This is a genomic window from uncultured Romboutsia sp. (genome assembly GCF_958366745.1).
GTDB lineage: Bacteria > Bacillota > Clostridia > Peptostreptococcales > Peptostreptococcaceae > Romboutsia > Romboutsia timonensis.
Genome location: NZ_CATXCO010000200.1, coordinates 1 through 4,291, shown reverse-complemented (window position 1 = coordinate 4,291; position 4,291 = coordinate 1). Strand labels below are relative to the sequence as shown.

5 protein-coding genes are annotated in these 4,291 nt (G+C 28.2%); all 5 read left to right on the top strand.

Going from position 1 to position 4,291, the window contains the following annotated elements:
• Nucleotides 1-247: 247 nt before the first annotated feature.
• The gene (locus Q5F54_RS11145) at nt 248-427 is read left to right on the top strand and encodes a hypothetical protein (RefSeq protein WP_281538697.1); all 180 of its coding nucleotides are present in this window, start codon (nt 248-250) and stop codon (nt 425-427) included.
• Between the two features lie 466 nt (nt 428-893).
• Nucleotides 894-1,724 (top strand): ABC transporter permease, encoded by an 831-nt coding sequence (locus Q5F54_RS11140; protein ID WP_281538696.1) that lies wholly within the window; start codon nt 894-896, stop codon nt 1,722-1,724.
• Between the two features lies 1 nt (nt 1,725).
• Nucleotides 1,726-2,508 carry an ABC transporter permease gene (locus tag Q5F54_RS11135; RefSeq protein ID WP_071120864.1) on the top strand — a complete coding sequence of 261 codons (783 nt, stop codon included), beginning with the start codon at nt 1,726-1,728 and terminating at the stop codon, nt 2,506-2,508.
• Nucleotides 2,509-2,537: 29 nt separating this feature from the next.
• Complete coding sequence (locus Q5F54_RS11130; protein ID WP_071120863.1) at nt 2,538-3,569, top strand: ABC transporter ATP-binding protein; 1,032 nt, start codon at nt 2,538-2,540, stop codon at nt 3,567-3,569.
• 18 nt (nt 3,570-3,587) lie between these two features.
• Nucleotides 3,588-4,291: extracellular solute-binding protein (locus tag Q5F54_RS11125; protein WP_302334440.1), on the top strand; the 704-nt coding region annotated here is incomplete at its 3' end.

Genomic DNA, 4,291 nt, shown 5'->3' with positions numbered 1-4,291 from the left:
TTGTTTCTTAGAAATACCTTTTTTTAAATTGTCCTTGACAAAGGGTACACTTTACATTTTATAGCCCTTTATTTTTTGGTTAAGTATATTTAAGAAAATACTACAGATACTAAGATATTTTAAAATAAAAATATAGGATTAAATAAAATATGTTGAATTAAAAGTATATTATTATTGTTTAAATATTAAAAAAATGGTGTATATAATAAATAACAAAAGATTTAGACAACTAGTAGGAGGATTAATTATGATAAAAGTATGTTCAATGTGTTCAGGAATGAGTATAGAAGATTTAAAAGCTGCTTTATTAGGCAGAGAAATAGAGGATACTTGTATAGGTGAATGTGGATCTGAATTTACAGCTTATGTTGGAGATGATTTAATAACAGCATCATCAGAAGAAGATTTTATAGAACAATGTAAATAATAATTTTTTACTTATTTAAAATAAAGGTTTAAAAAACGATTCAAGCACAGTATTTAATAAAAATTATTATTAGCTATAAAAGAAGTATAAGGCTATGCTACCAATGATAAAGTACTAAATGCTTTGGGTGAAGTAGATGAAATTATAGATAAAATATTTATAAATGTAAAAAAGATATATATGATAAATATCAAAATATAAATTGTTACATAAATGAGAGCCGTTGATTATTTAATCAACGGCTTTATTTTATATAAAGAGATATAATTAGAAATTAAATAGAAAATAAAATCTAATTTTAAAAAATGAACAATTATATGGTTTTATTTATAAAAAATACAGAAAATATAGAATGATATTTAAAATAATATTGACAATGTTCTGTAAATACTGATAAAATACGTATGTAAAACTAATGAATGTAAAAAAATATTCGTATATTATGACTAGAAAGGGGAACGACATAATGAATAAGAAATATCAGTACATATTATTTTTACCATGTATCGTACTTATATCATACTTTATGATAATTCCATTATTAGGAACGATATTACCTACATTCACTGATGCATCTAATGGAATGTTTAGTGTATACACGGATTTTTTTAAAGACGAATATATGATGAGTATATTATGTAGAACTATAAAGGTATCATTAATATCATCAATAATATGTATGTTAATCGGAGTGCCAGTATCTTATTACATATCGAGAACATCTAAAAAATTAAGAGGATTATTTATAGCTTTAACGGTATTTCCTATCTTAACTAACTCAGTTGTTCGTTCATTTGCATGGATGAGTATATTAGGAAAAAATGGTGTCATAAACACTTTACTTATGAAGTTAAATTTAATCACAGAGCCATTATCACTTTTATACACTGAAGGTGCCATAATAGTTGGTACTGTGTATATATTCTTACCGCTTATGATTATCTCACTTGTTGGAGTAATGGAAAATGTTGAAAATGATCTATTAGAAGCAGCAGAAAGCTTAGGTGCTAATAAAATAGTTGCATTTTTCAAGGTTATATTCCCACTAAGTTTACCTGGGTTAATAGTTGGAACAGTATTAGTATTTACAGGTGCATTAACTGCATATACAACCCCACAATTATTAGGTGGAAATAAAAATACTGTACTAGCAACACTTATATATCAAAAGACTATGACATTAGGTGATTGGCAAGGTGCAGCAGTAGTTGCAACTATAATGATAGTAGTTACATTAATAGTTGTAAAAACAATAAACTTCTTAGCATCAAGACTAGACAAGAGAGGTGTTTCTTAAAATGAAGAAAAGTAAATTTCTAACAGCGTTTGTTGTTTTAGTATATATATTCTTATTTGCACCACTAGTTATAATAGCAATGACTAGTATAGGAACTGAAAACTATATAGCATTCCCACCAAAAGGATTTAGCTTACAGTGGTTTATGAATGTATTTACTTCAGAATCTTTTATGAATAGTATGATTACAAGTTTAGGAATATCTACTATAGCTACTGTAATAGCCTTAATTATAGGTATGCCAGCAGCTTATGGATTAAGTAGATTTGATTTTAAGGGAAAAAGTTTACTTAAGAACTTTTTCTTCTCACCGCTTATGATACCTGCAATAGTAGTTGGATTCTCGTTATTCCAATTCTTATTAGTAAAGTTAAACCTTACAGTAACTTCAAGTTTACTTATAGGACATACTTTAGTAATTATTCCTTATATTATAAGGGTTGTAGGATCTAGTTTAGAAGTATTTGACTATGCAATAGAAGAAGCTGCAATGAGTTTAGGATGTAAAAAATCGCAAACATTTTTCAAAGTTGTACTTCCAAATATAACATCGGGAGTTATGGCAGCATTTATGCTAGCATTTATAAACTCATTTAATAACGTACCAGTTTCAATGTTTTTAACAGGACCAGGTGTAAGTACATTACCTATAACAATGATGAACTATGTTGAGTATAATTATGACCCAACAGTATCAGCTTTATCTGTAATATTAATGATTTTAACTATAGGTATAATGTACATTTTAGAAAAGACATTAGGACTTAGCAATTTTTCGGCATAAGTTTAAGCAAAACCTTGGAGGAATATAAAATGGATTTAATAAAATTACAAAATATAAACGTATCATATGATAAAAAAACTAATATACTTGAGAATTTAAACTTAAATATAAAAAAGGGAGAACTTGTTTCACTTTTAGGTCCAAGTGGGTGTGGTAAAACTACTACATTAAGAGTTGTTGCAGGATTTATAGAGCCAACAGCAGGTCATTTTTACTTAGGAGACAAGGATTATACGAAAATACCAGTACATAATAGAAATTTCGGTTTAGTTTTCCAAAGTTATGCTCTATTCCCACACTTAACAGTTGAAGAAAACGTGGCATTTGGTCTTAAGATGAAAAAGGTTGCTAAAGAAGAAATAAAGAAAAAGGTAAGTGAGATGTTAGAAGTTGTTGATATGTCTCATTTAGCAAAGAGATATCCTAAGGAATTATCAGGTGGACAGAGACAAAGAGTTGCTATAGCTAGAGCATTAGTTATAGAGCCAAGCTTATTATTACTTGATGAACCACTTAGTAACTTAGATGCAAAGTTAAGACTTAAAATGAGAGTTGAAATAAGAAAACTTCAACAAAAATTAGGTATAACAACTTTATTTGTTACTCATGATCAAGAGGAGTGTTTCTCAATATCTGATAAGGTAGCAGTACTAAATAAAGGTGTTATAGAACAATTTGATACGCCAGAAAATATATACTCAAACCCAGCAACTGAATTCGTTGCAAGATTCGTTGGATTTGAAAACTTTATAGATTTAAAGAAAACTTCTAAAAATACTTATTCTAGTGAAAATAATATAGAATTTAAGGTTGATAGAGCTAAGGATAAGGATATAGTTAAAGCTACTATAAGGCCTGATGATATAAAAATAGTAAATGAAGATAGTGAAAATACAATAGATGGAACAGTTGAGATAAGAACTTTCTTAGGAAAGGCATATCAATATGATGTAAAAACATCTATAGGAAATTTAATAGTAAATAGTGAAAATAGCGTAGTTTATGAAAAAGGTAATAAAGTAAAACTTCAATTACCATCAAATAAAATTGTTATATTATAAAGTGGAGGTAAATGACAGATGAACAAGAAAATTTTATCATTAGTATTAACAGGAGTTTTATCAGCATCACTTTTAGTAGGATGTAAAGCAAAAGATAACTCAGCAGGGTCAGACAAGCTTATAATTTCAACTTGGGGACTAAATGAAGATGTATTAAAAAAAGAAATATTTGAACCTTTTGCTGAAGAACATGGAGTAGAAGTAGTCTTAGAAGTTGGAAACAACTCTGATAGATTAACTAAAATGAAGAATAATCCAAACTCAAATATAGATATAACTTATTTAGCTGAATCATTCTCAGAGCAAGGAATAGAAGCAGGTATATTTGAAAAATTAGATTACTCTAAAATACCAAATGCACAAAAAATAAATGAAAAAGCTAAGTATACAGTAGAAAATGGATATGGACCAGCTTACACTTTAAACAGTATAGGTATAGTAGTTGACCCAACTAGCAATATAGAAATAAACTCTTGGGAAGATTTATGGAAGCCAGAATTAAAAGGTAAAATAGCAATACCAGATATAACTACTACAAATGGGGCAGCAGTAGTTGATATAGCGGCAACTAAAGCTGGTGTTGATATAACTGAAGATAACGGAGAAGCTGCATTTAAAGAATTAGAAAAATTAAAGCCAAATGTTGTAAAAACTTATAGCAAGTCATCCGATTTAGCTAACATGTTCTCAAGTGGAGAAATAGTAGCCGCTATAGCATCAGA

Coding starts and splice junctions, on each gene's coding strand:
- Q5F54_RS11135 (WP_071120864.1), top strand. CDS start 1,726: ATGAAGAAAAGTAAATTTCTAACAGCGTTTGTTGTTTTAGTATATATA.
- Q5F54_RS11145 (WP_281538697.1), top strand. CDS start 248: ATGATAAAAGTATGTTCAATGTGTTCAGGAATGAGTATAGAAGATTTA.
- Q5F54_RS11140 (WP_281538696.1), top strand. CDS start 894: ATGAATAAGAAATATCAGTACATATTATTTTTACCATGTATCGTACTT.
- Q5F54_RS11130 (WP_071120863.1), top strand. CDS start 2,538: ATGGATTTAATAAAATTACAAAATATAAACGTATCATATGATAAAAAA.